This is a genomic window from Leptospira paudalimensis, assembly GCF_026151345.1.
In the GTDB taxonomy this organism is placed as follows: Bacteria; Spirochaetota; Leptospiria; order Leptospirales; family Leptospiraceae; genus Leptospira_A; species Leptospira_A paudalimensis.
Genome location: NZ_JAMQPR010000001.1, coordinates 2,223,195 through 2,238,301, shown reverse-complemented (window position 1 = coordinate 2,238,301; position 15,107 = coordinate 2,223,195). Strand labels below are relative to the sequence as shown.

15 protein-coding genes are annotated in these 15,107 nt (G+C 38.5%); 12 read left to right on the top strand and 3 right to left on the bottom strand.

Annotated elements, in window-relative coordinates:
- Nucleotide 1 precedes the first annotated feature (1 nt).
- The 5 genes from ND855_RS10440 (at nt 2) to ND855_RS10420 (ending at nt 4,737) form a co-directional block, all read left to right on the top strand.
- The gene (locus ND855_RS10440) at nt 2-1,312 is read left to right on the top strand and encodes a hypothetical protein (RefSeq protein WP_265358282.1); all 1,311 of its coding nucleotides are present in this window, start codon (nt 2-4) and stop codon (nt 1,310-1,312) included.
- 98 nt (nt 1,313-1,410) lie between these two features.
- Complete coding sequence (locus ND855_RS10435) at nt 1,411-2,289, top strand: metal ABC transporter substrate-binding protein (protein WP_265359383.1); 879 nt, start codon at nt 1,411-1,413, stop codon at nt 2,287-2,289.
- Nucleotides 2,267-2,980: a metal ABC transporter ATP-binding protein gene (locus ND855_RS10430; RefSeq protein ID WP_265358281.1), complete on the top strand. Its 714-nt coding sequence runs from the start codon at nt 2,267-2,269 to the stop codon at nt 2,978-2,980. The genes ND855_RS10435 and ND855_RS10430 overlap by 23 nt, the downstream gene beginning before the upstream one ends.
- Nucleotides 2,973-3,827 (top strand): metal ABC transporter permease, encoded by an 855-nt coding sequence (locus ND855_RS10425; protein WP_265359382.1) that lies wholly within the window; start codon nt 2,973-2,975, stop codon nt 3,825-3,827. The genes ND855_RS10430 and ND855_RS10425 overlap by 8 nt, the downstream gene beginning before the upstream one ends.
- 7 nt (nt 3,828-3,834) lie before the next feature.
- Complete coding sequence (locus ND855_RS10420) at nt 3,835-4,737, top strand: class I SAM-dependent methyltransferase (RefSeq protein ID WP_265358280.1); 903 nt, start codon at nt 3,835-3,837, stop codon at nt 4,735-4,737.
- Here the strand turns inward: ND855_RS10420 and tmk are convergent.
- On the bottom strand, nt 4,723-5,328 hold the full coding sequence (gene tmk / locus ND855_RS10415) for a dTMP kinase (RefSeq protein WP_265358279.1): 606 nt from the start codon (nt 5,326-5,328) through the stop codon (nt 4,723-4,725). The two genes, ND855_RS10420 and tmk, sit on opposite strands and share 15 nt — an antisense overlap.
- Before the next feature lie 79 nt (nt 5,329-5,407).
- On the opposite strand from tmk, the gene ND855_RS10410 reads away from it, so the two are divergent.
- The 3 genes from ND855_RS10410 to ND855_RS10400 all read left to right on the top strand — a co-directional run bounded on the left by ND855_RS10410 (nt 5,408) and on the right by ND855_RS10400 (nt 8,992).
- Complete coding sequence (locus ND855_RS10410; RefSeq protein WP_165780331.1) at nt 5,408-5,578, top strand: hypothetical protein; 171 nt, start codon at nt 5,408-5,410, stop codon at nt 5,576-5,578.
- A gap of 196 nt (nt 5,579-5,774) precedes the next feature.
- Nucleotides 5,775-7,034 (top strand): EAL domain-containing protein, encoded by a 1,260-nt coding sequence (locus tag ND855_RS10405; RefSeq protein ID WP_265358278.1) that lies wholly within the window; start codon nt 5,775-5,777, stop codon nt 7,032-7,034.
- A 44-nt stretch (nt 7,035-7,078) separates the two neighbouring features.
- Entirely contained in the window at nt 7,079-8,992 is a 1,914-nt protein-coding gene (locus tag ND855_RS10400; protein ID WP_265358277.1) for a B12-binding domain-containing radical SAM protein, read from the top strand.
- A gap of 28 nt (nt 8,993-9,020) precedes the next feature.
- Here the strand turns inward: ND855_RS10400 and ND855_RS10395 are convergent, their stop codons facing one another.
- The gene (locus ND855_RS10395) at nt 9,021-10,178 is read right to left on the bottom strand and encodes a DUF1577 domain-containing protein (RefSeq protein WP_265358276.1); all 1,158 of its coding nucleotides are present in this window, start codon (nt 10,176-10,178) and stop codon (nt 9,021-9,023) included.
- Between the two features lie 97 nt (nt 10,179-10,275).
- Between ND855_RS10395 and guaB the strand changes: the two genes are divergently transcribed.
- Genes guaB through ND855_RS10380 form a run of 3 tightly spaced genes read left to right on the top strand, consistent with a single transcriptional unit; the run spans nt 10,276 to nt 13,263 of the window.
- Nucleotides 10,276-11,802 (top strand): IMP dehydrogenase, encoded by a 1,527-nt coding sequence (gene guaB, locus ND855_RS10390; protein WP_265358275.1) that lies wholly within the window; start codon nt 10,276-10,278, stop codon nt 11,800-11,802.
- Nucleotides 11,803-11,811: 9 nt separating this feature from the next.
- Complete coding sequence (locus ND855_RS10385; protein ID WP_265358274.1) at nt 11,812-12,582, top strand: outer membrane lipoprotein-sorting protein; 771 nt, start codon at nt 11,812-11,814, stop codon at nt 12,580-12,582.
- Between the two features lie 3 nt (nt 12,583-12,585).
- The gene (locus ND855_RS10380; RefSeq protein ID WP_265358273.1) at nt 12,586-13,263 is read left to right on the top strand and encodes a 16S rRNA (uracil(1498)-N(3))-methyltransferase; all 678 of its coding nucleotides are present in this window, start codon (nt 12,586-12,588) and stop codon (nt 13,261-13,263) included.
- Nucleotides 13,264-13,270: 7 nt separating this feature from the next.
- Here ND855_RS10380 and ND855_RS10375 read toward each other — a convergent pair whose 3' ends face one another.
- Nucleotides 13,271-13,540, bottom strand: coding sequence for a hypothetical protein (locus ND855_RS10375; RefSeq protein WP_207762665.1), 270 nt, complete (start codon nt 13,538-13,540; stop codon nt 13,271-13,273).
- A 94-nt stretch (nt 13,541-13,634) separates the two neighbouring features.
- Between ND855_RS10375 and ND855_RS10370 the strand changes: the two genes are divergently transcribed.
- Nucleotides 13,635-15,104 carry a hypothetical protein gene (locus tag ND855_RS10370; RefSeq protein ID WP_265358272.1) on the top strand — a complete coding sequence of 490 codons (1,470 nt, stop codon included), beginning with the start codon at nt 13,635-13,637 and terminating at the stop codon, nt 15,102-15,104.
- The last annotated feature ends 3 nt before the right edge of the window (nt 15,105-15,107 follow it).

The following is a 15,107-nucleotide window of genomic DNA, read 5'->3' as shown; positions in this document are numbered from 1 at the left end:
TATGCTACCAGTCTTTTTTGCATTTTGGTTGTATGCGGATACAAATGACTGGGAAAAAGAACTAGAAGAACCAGATTCCAAAAAACAATCAAACTCACTTAAATCCAAATCGCCAAATCCAGAACCCAATGATTGGGAAGCAGAACTTGATAAAGATTTAAAAGACCAAGAAACAAGAAGTAAAAGTACAGAAGGAAGTCGTGGAGTCACGTCCAACGTACAACAACCCAACCAAATCAATCGTTCTGCACAAAACTTGATGATGGATGTTTCTGCCGCGATTGACATAGTCGGAGCATGGGATCGAAACAAACCAAGGGGAACAGGGGAACGTATCGATAATAAAATGGATGTTCGTTCTGCTGAGTTTGGATTTACAGCTGCGGTTGACCAATGGATGCGAGCCAATTTTTTGGGTGCTGCTCACGGGGAAGATGGGAAATATTATTTTGAGGTCCATGAAGCAAATGTTTTGTTCCCATTTTTACCTTTTAATACTTCTCTCAAAGTAGGACAGATGTTTCTCGATATTGGAAGGTTGAATCGAATCCACCTTCACGACAGGCCTTTCACGATGAATCCAATCGTACATGAAAAATTCATTGGTTTTGAGTCTGCTATGGATACAGGAGCAGAGTTTAGTATTTTATTACCATGGAAATGGATTACCCAGGAATTAGTGTTAGGTGCAACTAATGGAAGGAAATGGGGTCATGCCCATACGGAAGGCCAACAAAAAAATAACCCAATGGGTTATGCCCACCTCAAACATTTTTATTATTTTGGAAATAACTGGGGAACCCAATTTGGATTTTCTGGAGTTCGGTATGAACCAACGACAGATAGAAAAAACCAAAGGTATCTGTATGGAATGGATGCGGTTTTAAGATGGAATCGTTCCAATCTCAGAGAACTCATGATCATGTCCGAAGGTTGGTACCAACAAGAAATTTTCCCAGAACAAATGGACCCAAGCACCTTCCAAAAATCAAAAGCAGCATCCAGAGACCAGTGGGGTTATTACTTTTTTGTGGATTATAAATTCCACCAACTTTGGTCACTCGGGTATCGTTATGATTATTTTACTGATAAATCACTTGTCGACAAAAATGGAAAACTAGCAGACAATGCTATAGAAGCCCATTCGACTCAAATTACTTTTCATAGTTCAGAATTTGGAAGGATTCGTGGTTCGATCGAAAGGCGATACATCCAGGATTTTTCCAAACAAGAATTCCAGGAACAGCGCGAGTGGAGATTTTATGTGCAAGCAGTCGCCATTTTAGGTTCTCATCCTGCACATAGTTATTAAGGAAATAGGATATCATGTATCAATTTGATTCTGCAATTTATCATCATCAAAATTCAAAGAATAAACCAATCTTTCATTTTCTGATTCTCTCTATCCTTATGTTTATTTCCTCACCTGTATTTGGAAAGGTATCACTTGTAGCAAGTATCTCGGATATTAAGTACATCGCCGAACAAGTCGCAGGTGATAGGGCAGATGTTTATGGAATGATCCGTGGAGTGGATGATCCACATTTTGTGATGACTCGTCCTGATTTTTTAGTCAAACTCAGTGAAGCTGATGTTTTATGTGTTGTGGGTCTCGATTTAGAAATTGGTTGGATTCCTTATCTCCAACAACAATCTCGCAATATGAAAATCCAAAAAGGCCAACCAGGGTATTGTGACACTTCCTTTGGAGTGAAAATCCTTGGGGAACCAACCGTGATGATGGATAGGTCCATGGGAGATATGCACATTTATGGGAATCCCCATTATTGGAATGACCCGATCAATGCCATCCAAATGGCCCAAAACATCAAAAATGCCCTTACAAGAGTGGATCCACTCAATGGGGAGTACTATGAAACTAATTTTAATTCCTTTAAAAAACGTCTCATCCAACTGACGAAAGAAGAGATGAAAAAAATGGAACCCTATTTTGGATTAAAAGTAGCAGTGTTCCATGACCAATTTGTTTATTTGGCATCTCGGTTTAAATTTAATGCAAACCTTACCATAGAAGAACGTCCTGGAGTTCCACCTTCTGTTCGTTATATGGATCAGGTGATCGGATATATGATAGCAGAAAAGATAAAAATTATCTTGATCGGACCCTATCATAATCCAAAGTATGCTGAGTACGTATCGTCCAAGGTGCCTGGATCGGTTGTGGTCACACTTCCGGTTTCCGTAGGTGCACTAGACACCACTAGTTATGAAGAGAACTTACGTTTGAGTTTACAAAAGATACGCGATGCAAGCGATAAAACTAAATAGTCCAAAGACTCACACCACTTTTATCCATGCAGACCACTTGTCTGTTGGGTACAGAAAAGAGTTTCCTGTTGTCTCAGACATCCACCTACACATTGAATCCGGCAAAACTTACGCCCTAGTCGGTGGAAATGGAGCTGGAAAAACAACATTGTTTCGAACACTCACTGACTTACTCCCACCACTTGCGGGAAACATCACTTTCTCAAAATCAATTACCACATCCTATGTTCCCCAAGCGAAAAAAATGGCATTGGATTTCCCTCTCAGAGTGGAAGATGTTTTACTGATGCCAAAAAATATTGGGCTTAGTTTTTTACCTAAATCTAAATTTTCAGAAGAGGATAGAGAATTAATAGAACGAACCGGTGTTAGTTCCTATTTGAAAAAACAAATTTCATTGTGTAGTGGTGGGCAACTTCAAAAAGTTCTGATTTTACGATCCTTACTGACGAAGGCAAACTTGATATTTTTAGATGAACCAATGGATTCATTGGACCATAACGCAAGGGAACTCTTTCAGTCTGTTTTATCCGAATATCTAAAACAAGGAAATCGATCTTTGTTTTTCATTACCCACAGTCTTGAACATGATTGGGGATTTGGGTTTCATGAAATTTTTGAAATTGATGAAGGGAAATTATTTAATATCACAAAAGGAGAAAGGCCTCCCAATTGCCACCACCATGACTAGTCTCCTTTCCAGTTGGAATTTATTTTTACCTCAAATTTTAGTCGGAAGCCTTGTTGGAGCTTTATTATCTGTACTCGGTATCCTGATTGTTTTAAGGGGTATGACATTTTTTGGTGTGACCCTTTCACAAGCGGTTACGTTTTCAGTTGCCTTGTCTTTGTTTATGGAGTGGCCAGGTGAAATTTTTCCTATCCTATTCTCTTGTATCTTAGTTTTTCCTTTATTGTATGTGCGAAAACTTCCTGGTATGAAGGAAGAAGTGATCCTTGGTATTTTATTTGTTTTCTTTTCTGCCGCATCGCAGTTTATGTTAGCACTCGGTGGAAATGTGCAAAACCATTTGATGGCAGCGTTTTTTGGCGATATATTAACTTCGCAAGTCAGAGCAGATTCACTTGGTATTTATGTTGCTATCTTCTTTTTTATCTTATATTTAAGTTTTTTTCGTCGGTTTTTGTTTATTAGCTTTGATCGAGACGAATACAAAATCCAAGTAGGAAATCCACTTCCATTTGATCTTTTGTTTTATATCATCCTTGCTGCTTCCCTAACTGTTGCAGTTAATTTACTCGGAACCTTTTACAGCATTGCTCACCTTTTACTCCCTGTGTTTGCATTACTTCCCATCATTCGTTCATTAAAAATTTTAACTGTTGTTTGTGTTTTGTTTTCGATCACTTCGACTTGTTTCGGATTTATGGTATCTCTTATTGGATTGGAGAGGAACGGTGAAATGATTTATTTTCCCACTTCCTCCAGTATCATCCTTGTTCTTTGTTTTTTTGCATTTTTTATTCATACAAGTCGCTATCTAATCACTTCCTTTTTTTCACAAAAAAGCCGATAGGAAATCTGTGGAAACCATTCCTTGTAATACCTGTGGCAAAATTTCTTTTACCCATTTGCATACGAAAAATAGCCCGTTAGGGGAATCATTTTCGATTGTTAGTTGTGATCATTGTGGACTTGTACAAGTGAACCCACAACCAAGTTTGTTAGAAGTTAAAAAATACTATGATGATTCTTATTTTACCCAGAGGACGGAACGTGGGTATGATAATTATTATTCCAGTGACCTCCGAAAAGAAATCTCTCGTGTTTTCCAATTGAATCTACAAGATTTAGATTTTTTTCATTGGGAGAAAAATCGGATCAAAGAAAAAGAGTCCACATTGAACAAACTTTCCTCATTGGATATCGGATGCGCAGCAGGATACTTCGTTGCTTATATGAAGGAAAGAGGGTATGACGCGAAAGGAATAGAAATTGCAGATGGTCCTGTCAAGTATGCTAGGGAAACTCTAGGTCTTTCGATTTTCCAAGAAAATTTTTTAGAATGGGATCTTAGATATCAAAACCAATTTGATGTCATCACTCTCTGGGCAACAATCGAACATTTACACAAACCCAAAGAAACGTTAGAAAAAATCATGAAACATTTGTTACCTGGTGGAATACTGATTTTGTCCACGTGTCGGTATGGATTCCTTGCAAAATGGAATGGAATTCATTGGAGGTATTTGAATGTACCAGAACATCTTTATTATTATTCTTTTTCTGGACTAAAACAATTATTAACTTCGCTTGGTTACAAATTTCCCAAAGCCTTTACTTATGGAAGTGGTCTTACAAGTCGAAAAAATGCCAGTGTTTTCTTTCGATTTCGAAAGGCATTTTTTGATCGATTCGTGAAAGGGTTCCGCATGGGAGACATGATGGTCTTTCGTGTGACAAAAGACAAATCAGACAGAAAGTGATTTTAAAATATCCTCAACACAAAAGTTAACTACTTCCTCTAAATCGGCAGTTGCATCTACAAATATTGTCGATTCAGGTAAAATTGCTAGATAGTTTTGATAAATTCGCGTTTGTTCTGAACTTTCATCAAACACTTCTTGTTTTCCCCCGCGAGTATTCCTTCTCTCTAAGGCTTCTTCAGGAGATAAATCTAGGAAATAAACATGGTTTGGTTCTGGGAAACCTTTGTCTTCATTCATGTACAAAATGTCCGCAGCATGTTCTTCGTCTCTACCTTGGTAAGCTGCAGTTGAAAAATAGTATCTGTCTTGCACAATTGATTTACCATTCTTTAACGTTGGTAAGATGATGTCTTGAACAGATAGTTCCCTGTCTTGTAAAAAGAGTTTTAATTGTTCTTCTTGGGTGAGTTTGATTTTCCCTTGGAGGAATTCTCGGATTTTTTTACCGAAAACACTATCGGTAGGTTCCCTGTGCCATACATTTGGGAACAATTTTTCATTTAGAATTTCAGAAACCCTCTTTGAAACTGTTGTTTTCCCTGAACCATCGATCCCTTCGAAGACAAAAAACTGCGACTTTACTGGCATATCTCCTCCATATTCAGAATCATCGTTTTTTCCTCGACTTATTTACGAAATTCGACAGTTTAGTCTAAGGAGCAAATACATGAAAAAAATTTCGTCTATGCTAATCATTGCTTTATTGGCTGTATTTATGATCAACTGTGCCTCTGAAGAAGTGAAACAACCGACTCAGCCAGTGGTAGAAGAACCAAAACCTTCTAAAAAGCCAAAATTGGATGACTCATTCAAAACAAGAGCAAGAGACATCAAGTAATTGATGCTTTGCGTTCGGAAGCCACTCAAGGAGACTTGGGTGGCTTTTTTTTTACCATTTTGCTAAAAACTTCTACATAAATACCAGATTTTTACAATACTTGTTCGCTAATGCTAAAAAAACAAGCATGATGCAGTAAACTTCACTACATTGCTCATTGGTACCGTTCTTGCAACAGGAATGTATGTACCCCTCTATGCAAATAGAAAGTGAAAGTCATAAACTGGTTCGCGAGTGGAAAGAGTGGCTTGCCAGCGGAGATCTCACACCCGTTTTCCAACCTATCTTATCTTCAGAGTCGACTGGAATTTATGGTTACGAACTCCTTGGCCGATTGTCCACAGACCGAGGTTTATTTAGTTTAGGTGATTTTTTTCTCACTCATACTTTGGGTTATGATGAATTGTTTTTTTTGAAAAAACAAGTGGATGAAGAAATTCGATTTTCAGCCTTACAGAAATTTGCAAAAGAAGCACCTCCCGAAACCAAACTATTTTTAAACATATCGCCGAACATTTTGTACCATGCTCTCCTCAATTTGGAAACAACCTTACCACAGACCATTCGAATGGTGAGAGAAGTGGAACTTGATCCTTCTAGGATTGTGATTGAAATTACCGAAGAACGTTTTCCACATAATTTGGAACTTTTAAAACCTGTTCTCAATTTATACAGAAAGGAAGGATTTTCCATCGCCGTAGATGATGCTGGTTCGGAAGCAAGTAACTTAGATAGAATCGGTTTATTTCACCCTGAGATCATCAAAGTAGATTTACAGATGTTACGTAGATCAACCTTTTCTAGAAATTTTAAAGAGATATTACTCAACTTATCAAAATTAGGTGAGTCACTTGGTAGTAGTTTGTTATTCGAAGGTATAGAATCTGAAGATGAATTGTACAACGCTTTGAATTACGGAGCCAGGTACATCCAAGGGTATTACTTTGCAAAACCCGAGATGAATTTTTCTGGTCGATTTGAATACAGATCGGAAATGCAATCTTCTTTGGAATACTTCCATGCACGAAAACAAAAAGAGATGAACCACCAAATTGAATGGGAAACGATTTGGAAAAATAAACTTTCTGAAATTGTAATGGGGTTTGGGGAAGAGGATGGGATTTGGGAATGGAAAGAGGATTTTTCCACATCTGTTTTTGGTGATGGGGACTTTTTTCGGATGTACATCACGAACCATATGGGGTTCCAAGTATCACCCAATTATGCGAGGTCAGAAACCGGTGAAATGAAACCTGATTATTCCATCTTGGGAAAAAACTGGTCCTTTCGGCCTTATTTTTTTGAGCACTTACATAAATCCAAAACAAGTCGTGATGCATGGACACTCTCTCAAATGTACCATGATATTTCGGAACGGATGATGTTACGGACATTTGCTAGAAACTTGTCCGAAAATTTGATATTATTTATCGATGTGATCGTGTCTCGAAGCTGAAAGTTTTTGCCGAACCAATCGGAACGTGAAAACTGGTTAGAGATATGGCAAAAATCCAGTTTTTGCAGTTACCCGTTCCTCCGCCGAGTTATTTTGCGGCCACAGGAAATGTTCCCCTAGCAGCTGCTAGTTTGGCAAGTTGCCTAGAATCCAAAGAAGATCCGATCCAAGGGATTGTCCCATCCGTTATTTCGCCTGAAGACACCGACTCTTTAGGGGATAAAGACTTAATTGACCGAATCTGCAAGGAAGGCCCTGATTTTTTGGGACTCTCTTTGTATTTATGGAACACGGAACGAAGCCTTTATATCGCCAAAGAAGTTAAAAAGAGAAATCCAGAGATCCAAATCCTAATCGGTGGACCAGAAGTCAATGAAGACAACCCTTATGTACTTGGTGAAGACGGATATGATATTGCAGTTTCAGGAGAGGCAGAACATAATTTTCGCAGTTTAATGAAAGCTTTGTTAAACAAGGAATCGCTAGAGAATGTAGAAAATGTTGCCTATCGAAAAAAAGATGGTTTTTTAAGTCCATTTGGAACTCCATCACCAGCTAACTTTCCATTAACGGATTTTCCATCACCCTATACAACTGGTCATTTACTCGTGAATCCAAAACGGTCCACTTATTTAGAAACAGTGAGAGGTTGTAAGTCACAATGTACATATTGTTTTTATCCAAAATCATCCCAAAACCTTCGTACACTTGATATCAGAGAAACGATCCAATTGATATCCAACTTGAAAGAGAAGGGAGCTCGAGAACTTGTGTTTTTAGATCCAACATTCAATCATAGACCTGGTTTTGATTCTTTTTTGGATGCAATTGCAGAAGTGAACTCCGATGGCCAAATGACCATGTTTGCAGAACTTCGATCAGAGGGAGTGACTCCGAAACTTGCCACCAAACTGAGAAAAGCTGGGTTCAATCGAATTGAACTTGGATTACAATCTGTGAATGAAGAAACACTAAAACGTGTAAAACGTTACGGTAGCCCTCATAAAGTTGCAGAAGTGGCGAAAATGTTGGCTGGGGAAGGGATTGACCTCTTACTTGATTTGATCATTGGTCTTCCTGGTGACACTCCCGACGATGTCGAAAGAGGGATTCATTTTTTCTTAGAACATGGATTAGGTGAATGGGTGCAAGCATTTCCACTTTCTGTTTTGCCAGGCACAAGTATGCGTAAAGATGCAATTAGAGAAGGTCTTGTTTATATGCCAACACCTCCTTACCGAATCATCCAAACACCTACATTTAGCCCTGAGGCACTACGTGATTCTGTGTATTTTGCTGAAGATTTATTGGAACGAAGGTTAGATGAATTTCCGAGGCCATTCTTGTGTGATGTGGCACCTAACAAAAAGGATCGATTTGATTGGTATCCGAAAGATAAAAAACAATCAAATTTGGATTTTTTAGAAACGATAGAACGTGGATCAAGGCACCAAAGTCTTTGGTTCCATACCGATTCCCTTTCGAAAGATCGAATGGAAATTATGTCGGTCATCGAAAAAAAAATAGTCGCAGAGCCATTTTGCACCATTGATTTTGTGATTCCGTTATTAGAAGTTCCAAAACCAAATGAAATCTCAACTTTAGAGAACTTACTCCATTCCAAACGAAATTCGTATTTGGCAAAAACCTTAGAATACCGAGGTGAAAATTTACAACACCGATTGGTTTTTGTGATCCCACAAGGAAAAGAATCACTCAGAAATTGGAGGGATTCACTCACGGGAGAAGAATCCTTTTTGGTGTATGAAACCATTTTTCCTGAAACCATTTCCAAATTAGATCCTGATGATTCGTTTTTTTATTTGGTTAGTGGTGATACCATCACAACAAAAGATTGGGAATTGTTAAAACATATGGATCCAGAGACAATCACATTCACAAGTCGAAACTGGGAAGAAAAATGGTCTATGGAAGTATTGGGATACGGAGAATTATAGACCGATCCTATTATGCAATAGCAAGTGCTTAGTTTTTTTGGAGTTGTTTTCGGAAAAATTCTACGTTTTCTAAGAATCGTTTTTTTTCACCTGCTCTTGAGGAATGCCCTGCGATCGCAAGTCCAACAGTTAGGTGGCCTTCCTCATTTTTCGTGATCGTTTTGATCTGACCGAAAGCAGTGAGAGGGGATTGCATCTTAAAAAATATATCAAACTGAAATCCAGTGAGTTTCGGAAGGCTTTGGATGAGATCAGGATGATCTACTATTACTTTTAATCCACCTTCTGAAATATCAATCACTGGGAATTTACCATCTGATTTAATCATATTGGAATGACGAATTCGATCCACCATTTCAAAACATAAAGTTTTCATCTCCATTGCTTTTAAGAGATCAAAGTTCTCTGTTTTACTTTGCATGTGGATGTATCCAATCGGGATGGATTCTTCCTCATCGTTTAAATACAAAATAGGTAGGATGAGTTCCGATTTGATTTTTAAATTACGACGATTGTTGATTTCTTTATTGATATCTTCTTCAATTTCGTCAGCAAAAACGATAAAATCTTCGTTAGGTGAAGTTTCATAACATTCCCTATTATTGACATCCTCGAGAAGTAATCCTTTTTTTGTTTTTTTGATCAGGCGTATGATTTCGCCATCTTCACGGGAATTAAAAGTTGAAATTTTGATGAAATCCACTGAATTTTTCAGTTTGGTTTCATAGTCTTGGAAGTTGACTTTCACTGCCGTCGGAACATGAAACATATCGGTTTCAATTTTTGCCTTACTGGAAACCACATTGGTAATCCAAGCTGACCCAGGAGGGACGGGGATCCTTGAACTTTCTCTGTCCTTTTTAGCAATGGCAATTTTATTCAAATGTAAGATGTATTGAGATTCACCTTTATCTTGTTCCACAGTGCATTCTAAATGCAGGTAACGGCCAAGGATTTTGTAGAGAGTGATTTTTTGGCCCACGGAAAGGGTGATGGTTGGCCTTACACCCACGAGAACTTTGTTCCCGTCTTGAGACACTTTTTTGAGGTAACAAATTTCTCCCGAATGGATATCGTCTTTCAGGTTTAATTCCTGATTTAATAGAAATTTGGTCAAAACATGCAGTTTTTTTTCCGTGTCGGAAAAAACATCCAAGGAACGTTTGTTTCTTTCTACTGTTTCCATAAAAGGTCGTGGTACTCACTATTATCGGTCAATTTTCTCCTGAAATTCTCTTGCACTTAGAGTTTTCTTACCTAAAGTAGAAAAAGGAAGGATAATTATGTCAAATCACCCCCTACCAGGATCTGAGCTTCTCGATGGAGTCAGTGGACAAGAGCTCTTCTCGGTCAACATGGGACTCACGTATCGAGATTTTTTAGTACTACCTGGATATATAGACTTCAATCCAAGCGATGTTGATCTCGAAACAAAACTTTCTAAAAATATTACACTCAAAAGACCTCTTATGAGTTCTCCTATGGACACTGTCACTGAGTCTGAAATGGCAATTGCACAGGCACTCATGGGTGGAATTGGAATCATTCATTATAATAATACAATTGAAGAACAAGTGGAGTTAGTGCGAAAGGTAAAACGTTTTGAAAATGGTTTTATCAAAGATCCAATTTTACTCTCTCCTGAACACACACTTGCTGATTTAGATGCCGTAAAAGAAAAATATGGATTCAGTGGGATCCCAATTACGGAAGATGGCACCGCAAGAACCAAGTTAGTTGGTATTGTTACCAACCGAGATGTTGATTTTGAAAGAGATCGTGACATCAAGTTAGGGAAGGTAATGACGACTGAGCTCATCACAGCAAATGTGGGAATCAGTTTACGGGAAGCTAATGACATCCTTCGTACAAGCAAAAAAGGAAAACTCCCAATTGTAGACAAACAAGGAAAACTTGTTGCTCTTATTTGTCGTAGTGACTTGAAAAAAAATAAAGAATTCCCTCAATCTTCAAAAGACGACCAAAAAAGATTAAGAGTGGGTGCTGCACTCTCCACCTTACCTGAGTCACGTGATAGAATGGCGGCTCTTGCAGAAGTGGGAGTGGATGCAATCATCATAGATTCTGCACAAGGAAACTCAAGTTACCAAATGGAAATGATCCAATGGATTAAATCCAATTTTCCTCATACAGATGTGATTGGTGGAAACGTTGTCACAAAAGCACAAGCGGCAAACCTTATCGCGGCTGGAGCAGATGGCCTTCGGATTGGTATGGGACCTGGTTCTATTTGTATCACCCAAGACACTATGGCTGTGGGACGTGCACAAGCAACTGCAGTATTCAAAACAGCAGAGTATGCACAAGCTCACGGAGTTCCGGTGATCGCCGATGGAGGGATTTCAAATATCGGTGATATTGCCAATGCACTCGCGATTGGTGCCTCTATGTGTATGATGGGTTCTATGTTTGCTGGAACAAAAGAAGCACCAGGTGAGTATTTTTATGAAAATGGCATTCGTCTAAAGAAATACAGAGGAATGGCAAGTTTAGAAGCGATGAACAAAGGTGGAGACAAACGGTATTTCTCTGAATCCCAAAAAATCAAAGTAGCACAAGGTGTTTCTGGTTATGTTGTGGATAAAGGTTCTGTTTTAAATCTCATCCCTTACCTCGTACAAGGTCTCAGACAAAGTTTCCAAGATATGGGTTACCGAAATATTCCTGATCTTCATAAAGCGTTACGGGCAGGACAACTTCGTTTTGAACGTAGGACAGAATCAGCCCAAGCACAAGGAAGTGTGCATGGATTGTATTCCTATACAAAACCTTCAATGAGAGCTGAATAAAGAAATCACATGCGAAAACTTTGGAATTTATTTTTTTTGATTTCTTTTGTATCTCTCGAGGCCCAAGCACCTGACACTAGTTTATCGGCTCAAGAATTACTAGCAAGGCTTGACCGAGAAATGGATTATGGAAAGGGCCTTGTGAAAGGAACCTATGTTCTCATTCGTAGGAACGGAACATCGGAAACATGGAGAATCAATCGATTTTTTAACGGGGAAGATGCTTTGCTTCTTTTTGATAGAAAAGGGCGAGGCCTCGAATCCAAACTGCTAACAAAGGATGAAGGGGAAAATGTATTTTTCTTCAACGTCCTCAGTGCCAAACTGTTTCGCAAAACAGATGACGAAAAGTACGAATCCCTCATGGGGACTGGATTTTTTTATGTGGATCTGTCTGGTTATTCGTATCAGGCAAATTATAACCCACTAGTCAATGGTGATTTGGAAATTGGTGGAGAGATGTATTACAGAGTTTCTCTCAAACCAATTCTACCATATTTCTACAAAAAACTGGTGTTACTCGTTGGCAAAAAGGATTTAAAACCTTACCGCGTTGACTTTCATGACCGAGATGGTATTTTATTCAAAACATTAAACTTAAAATATGGACCTGTCAAAATCAAAGATGCAACGGGAAAAGTGGAAGACGTTCAAAAAGCTTCTCGTTTGGAAATGTTAGATTTGAATACAGGTAGTATCACCGTTTGGGAAATCCAAGAAGTGGACAAAACTGTAAACCCAGACGCGTCTCTCTTTAATGTTGACAACTTGAGTAGATAATCATTGGAACCGGGACTCATCCTATTTCGCACTCCATTCCAAAAAAAAGACATGATCCAATTAACGAAGGAAGAAGTGAATCACCTTCGTGCCCTTCGTTTAGGAAATGAAACTACCATCATTCAGATTCGAGATGGAGAAGGTGGGTTGTATGATTACCTACTCACTCCCCATTCGAAGGAACTGAAGTTCCAAAAAGAAACAATTGTTCCTCCAAAAGCCAATCGAAAAAAAATTGCCATCGCTTTGCCAAAAGGGAATCGTTTGGATTTTTTCTTACAGAAGGTGACTGAGATTGGACTGAATGAAGTGGTATTTTTAGTGTTTCGCCATTCGATCCGAAAGGAATTTAACTTGGAACGTGCAGAAAAGATTGTGAAGGAAGCAGCTGCTCAATCTAAACAGACTGAAATCTTAAAACTATCGATTGAATCGGCTAAGGATTGGATGGAAACACATAAGGAAAGTTTGGTGGTGTTCCATCCTTTTGGACAAAAACCGTTCGAATTGTCCAGTTTGTCTGATAAAATTCCAGTCATCGGGCCGGAAGGTGGTTTCCATGAGGAAGAAGAAAATTGGATGCAAAGGAATCAGATTCCAAAACTGACTTTACCTGGTGGTGTGCTGAGAACGGAAACTTGCGGAATTGTTGCCGCAAGTTTTTTGGTCTATGGAACGTAAAGCCGGCTTATTTGTTGGTTAAGAGGAGTAAGGTTGCTGACAAACTACAGTTGGTAGAACAATTGCTGAAGCAGGTAGAAGCAGTCGGATAATTGTCACCTGTGATGTTTGGGTATTTTGCTGCACAATCAGCATTACATGCAGTAAGGCTGCCCCCAGTGCAGGAAACGATGAATGTGAATAAGTTTCTCTCCAATGTTTTATCTTGTCGTTTTTGGCAAGATGTAGAAAAGAACACGACAAATCCAAGTGTCACTAGTAAAAAAAAACGTTTCATATCGTATAGACTCCTCTCTGCTAGCATTTCGTCAATCGGTTCGTAAAAATCTTGACCCTTGTTTCTTTTCCTATGTTTTGGATGAGGTTCCATTATGGCAGAAACTAGCAAAAAAGTCTTAGAGAAAAAAGGACAAGGGGAATATGAATTCACCGCTTATGGGGAATTTTTGTCCTATTTCCATGCCCATATTGATATTTTCAAACGCCTCTTAAAAGCCAAAAAGATGGATCCCACAAAAGTGGAAGAAGTCGCAAAACAAATCAAATCATACATGACAGGGAACATCAAAAAAACGGATCAATTTTTTGAGCACCTCCCACAGTTTGCGACATTGTTAGGTGTTTCAAAAGAAGAAGTATCTGCGTATCTCAATTCCAATTTTATCGAAGTCCTTAACAAAGTCCAAGAAAAACTGAAAACCCAAGAATTGGAAAAAATGAAAAATGCTCCAGTTCCTAGTTTTTCATCCATTGCCGAAGAAATTGTAGAAGGATTACATTTTACTCATCCTGCTGATTTTGTTTTTGCTCAAAAAGGGATTTTAATGGTTCTCGAAAATCCTCTTACAGGTGAGATCATCGAACCACAAGGCCTCATGGCTGCTTCTGCAAAAGCGGCATTATCGATTCCATCTGGTTCGGAATCTGAAAAAGAACCAGTGTCATTAACGGAAGCACTTGCTGTTGCCAATGCACCTCCCACTCCAATCGTAAAAAAACAATCATTGATTCCTGAAAAAGAAAAATCCATCTTACAGGAAATAACCGAAACCTTCAGCGATCTTCTAACGGGCGAAAGGTTAGAAGTAAAAATCGGTCCTGAAGTAACAGACACTCCTCACTTAGAAACGAATTCAAATGGCAATTCAGCCAAAACTAATGAAGAATACGAAATTGAAGATCTTGAGTTTGATGATTCTTCTGACTCTCCATCTGACAAAGCAAACGACGGTAGTTCCGAAGACCACGATGATTTTTCTGATGATTTAGGAATTGATTACGAGGAAGAGACACCAGCTCCTCCACAAGTTGACTTAAATATGGTGCGATTAGGGAATTATTCTGTTAAAGAATTTATGGACTTGGTGCAAACCATCACCACCTACCAAACCAAAGGCGACCAAGTAGGTTACCAAAATTGGTTAAGAACTCTATCAGAGTTTGATAAAGCAGTTGTATCATTACGTACCCAAGTTTTAAAAGAACAAAAAAATGAGGTTGTTGATTGGAATACACTTTTCCAAATGATGAGCTCAAAATCAGAATTAAAACCTGATGTCCTTAAAGGGATCGTTAAAAAAATCAAAAATTTCCAGATCGTAAAACTTACGTTAGATAGAATGATTCAGGAGTTCAAAAAGGGAAGTCCTGAGTTTATGCAGATCGTCAAAATGGCATGGCCTCATATCCAAAAATCATTTTATGAAGTTCCTAACTACCAACAAGTACAAACCTTGTTACGAGGAATTTTGTCGCGAGTGAATGGTGATGTGCATAAAAAAGAATTTTCGAAGATTTTTACTATGGCTCTCAATTTTATCCAATCCAAATTCCAGGTGTAAGTG

Coding starts and splice junctions, on each gene's coding strand:
- ND855_RS10440 (WP_265358282.1), top strand. CDS start 2: ATGCTACCAGTCTTTTTTGCATTTTGGTTGTATGCGGATACAAATGAC.
- ND855_RS10435 (WP_265359383.1), top strand. CDS start 1,411: ATGTTTATTTCCTCACCTGTATTTGGAAAGGTATCACTTGTAGCAAGT.
- ND855_RS10430 (WP_265358281.1), top strand. CDS start 2,267: ATGCAAGCGATAAAACTAAATAGTCCAAAGACTCACACCACTTTTATC.
- ND855_RS10425 (WP_265359382.1), top strand. CDS start 2,973: ATGACTAGTCTCCTTTCCAGTTGGAATTTATTTTTACCTCAAATTTTA.
- tmk (WP_265358279.1), bottom strand. CDS start 5,328: ATGCCAGTAAAGTCGCAGTTTTTTGTCTTCGAAGGGATCGATGGTTCA.
- ND855_RS10410 (WP_165780331.1), top strand. CDS start 5,408: ATGAAAAAAATTTCGTCTATGCTAATCATTGCTTTATTGGCTGTATTT.
- ND855_RS10405 (WP_265358278.1), top strand. CDS start 5,775: ATGCAAATAGAAAGTGAAAGTCATAAACTGGTTCGCGAGTGGAAAGAG.
- ND855_RS10400 (WP_265358277.1), top strand. CDS start 7,079: ATGGCAAAAATCCAGTTTTTGCAGTTACCCGTTCCTCCGCCGAGTTAT.
- ND855_RS10395 (WP_265358276.1), bottom strand. CDS start 10,178: ATGGAAACAGTAGAAAGAAACAAACGTTCCTTGGATGTTTTTTCCGAC.
- guaB (WP_265358275.1), top strand. CDS start 10,276: ATGTCAAATCACCCCCTACCAGGATCTGAGCTTCTCGATGGAGTCAGT.
- ND855_RS10385 (WP_265358274.1), top strand. CDS start 11,812: ATGCGAAAACTTTGGAATTTATTTTTTTTGATTTCTTTTGTATCTCTC.
- ND855_RS10375 (WP_207762665.1), bottom strand. CDS start 13,540: ATGAAACGTTTTTTTTTACTAGTGACACTTGGATTTGTCGTGTTCTTT.
- ND855_RS10370 (WP_265358272.1), top strand. CDS start 13,635: ATGGCAGAAACTAGCAAAAAAGTCTTAGAGAAAAAAGGACAAGGGGAA.